At 71.9% G+C, this 1999-nt stretch carries 3 protein-coding genes; all 3 read right to left on the bottom strand.

Features of this window, described 5'->3' with window-relative positions:
* Nucleotides 1-1278 (bottom strand): NADH-quinone oxidoreductase subunit 5 family protein (locus IH13_RS0101560; RefSeq protein WP_031080383.1); only part of this gene is annotated, 1278 nt, incomplete at its 3' end.
* The gene (gene nuoK / locus IH13_RS0101555; RefSeq protein ID WP_031080381.1) at nucleotides 1275-1706 is read right to left on the bottom strand and encodes an NADH-quinone oxidoreductase subunit NuoK; all 432 of its coding nucleotides are present in this window, start codon (nucleotides 1704-1706) and stop codon (nucleotides 1275-1277) included. The genes IH13_RS0101560 and nuoK, both read right to left, overlap by 4 nt.
* Nucleotides 1706-1999: NADH-quinone oxidoreductase subunit J (locus tag IH13_RS0101550; protein WP_324605157.1), on the bottom strand; the 294-nt coding region annotated here is incomplete at its 5' end. The genes nuoK and IH13_RS0101550, both read right to left, overlap by 1 nt.

Here is a 1999-nt window from a genome sequence, read left to right as displayed (position 1 = left end):
TCCGGCGACGAGGACCGTCCAGCCGGCGGCGGCCGGTGCGACGTGGCGGTCGCCGAAGGCGGTGTGTTCGGCGGCGACGAGCACGGCTTCCTTGGAGAAGAAGCCGGCGAACGGCGGGATGGCGGCGAGTGCGAAGAGGGCGACGGTCATCGTCCAGCAGGCGTCGGGGACGCGTTTGGCGAGGCCGCCCATGCGGGACATCGCGGCGAGTGAGTTGGTGCCCGCCGCGTGGATGACGACGCCCGCGGCGAGGAAGAGGACGGCCTTGAACGCCCCGTGCGACAGGAGGTGGAAGACGGCGGCCGCGCGGTCGCCGACGGCCAGGGCGCCCGACATGTAGCCGAGCTGGCCGATGGTCGAGTAGGCGAGGACGCGTTTGATGTCGTCCTGGGCGAGGGCGGCCAGCCCGGACCCGATCATCGTGACGGCCGCCATCACGGCGAGGACGACGAGCGCGGCCCCGGAGGCGGCGAAGACGGGGAGGAGCCGGGCCACGAAGTAGATGCCGGCGGCGACCATCGTCGCGGCGTGGATCAGCGCGGAGACGGGCGTGGGGCCCGCCATCGCGTCGGGCAGCCAGGTGTGCAGCGGGAACTGCGCGGACTTGCCGGCGACGCCCGCGAGCAGCAGCAGGGCGATGAGGGTGGGGTGGTCGAGTCCGCCGTGGGTGACGGCGGCCAGGATCTTGGTGATGCGGAAGGAGCCGGTGTCCGCGGCGAGGGCGAACAGGCCGATGAGGAACGGCACGTCGCCGAGCTTGGTGACCAGGAAGGCCTTGAGGGAGGCGGCGCGCGCCTCGGGCGTCTCCCAGTAGTGGCCGACCAGGAAGTACGAGCAGATGCCCATGATCTCCCAGCCGACCAGGAGCACCATCAGGTCGCCGGAGTAGACGACGAGCAGCATCGCGGAGGTGAAGAGGGAGACGAGGGCCGCGTACGAGGGGTAGCGGACGTCGTCCTTGAGGTAGGCCGTCGAGTAGATCTGCACACAGGTCGCGACGAGTCCGACGAGGACGGCGACGAGGACGGCGAAGCCGTCGAGGTGCAGGGCGAGGTCGATCGGCACCGAGCCCGTCGGGGTGAGCTGGGTGGCGGCGTCCACGGCCCGGCCGCCGCCCTGACGTACGGCGACGACGACCGCGAGGGCCGCCGCGGCGAGCGTGGGCAGGACGGCGAGGGGCCGGACGAAGCCGGGGGCGGTGCGCCCGAGGAGGAGACCGGCCGCGGCGCCGAGGAAGGGGAGGAGGGGGACGAGGACGGCGAGGGTCGTGATGGTCACGCGGTGGCCTCTGCCTTCTGTGCCTTCCCTGCCGGAGCAGTGGCCTGGTCTGCGGTGCCGCGGGTTCCCTCGGCGGCGTCGTCGTCGGCGTACGCGTCGTCCGGGAGGGTCTCTGCCTCGTCGGTCTCGGCGGTGTCGCGGAGGTGGTCGATGCCGGAGCTGCCGCGGTTGCGGTGGACGGCCAGGACGATGGCGAGGCCGATGCCGATCTCGGCGGCGGCGACGGCGATGGTGAAGAGGGTGAGCGCCTGGCCGGAGTGGAGGGTGTCGCGCAGCCACACGTCGAAGGCGACCAGGTTGAGGTTGACGGCGTTGAGCATGAGCTCGACGGACATCAGGACGAAAATGGTGTTGCGGCGGGCGAGGACGCCGTACAGCCCGGTGCAGAAGAGGAGGGCGGCGAGCACGGCGGGATAGGCGAGGTGCATCAGCTCTTGTCCTCTCGGGACGCGTCCGGGCGGGCCGTGTGGGGGCGGGGCCCGTCGTCTGCGGTCGCGGCCCGGCGGGTCCCGTCCTTGTCGTCGCCGTTCTTGCGGGAGAGGACGATCGCGCCGACGAGGGCGGCGAGGAGCAGGACGGAGAGCGCCTCGAACGGCAGGACCCAGTGCCGGAAGAGGAAGGCCCCCGTCACGTCCGTGGACCCCTGGGCCGGGCCGTCGAGGTCGATCCAGGTGGCCCGGAAGGCGTCCACGACGACCCAGACGCTGTCTCTTATACACAT

The organism is Streptomyces sp. NRRL WC-3549 (assembly GCF_000721935.1).
In the GTDB taxonomy this organism is placed as follows: Bacteria; Actinomycetota; Actinomycetes; order Streptomycetales; family Streptomycetaceae; genus Streptomyces.
This window is presented reverse-complemented; position numbering and strand designations above follow the sequence as displayed.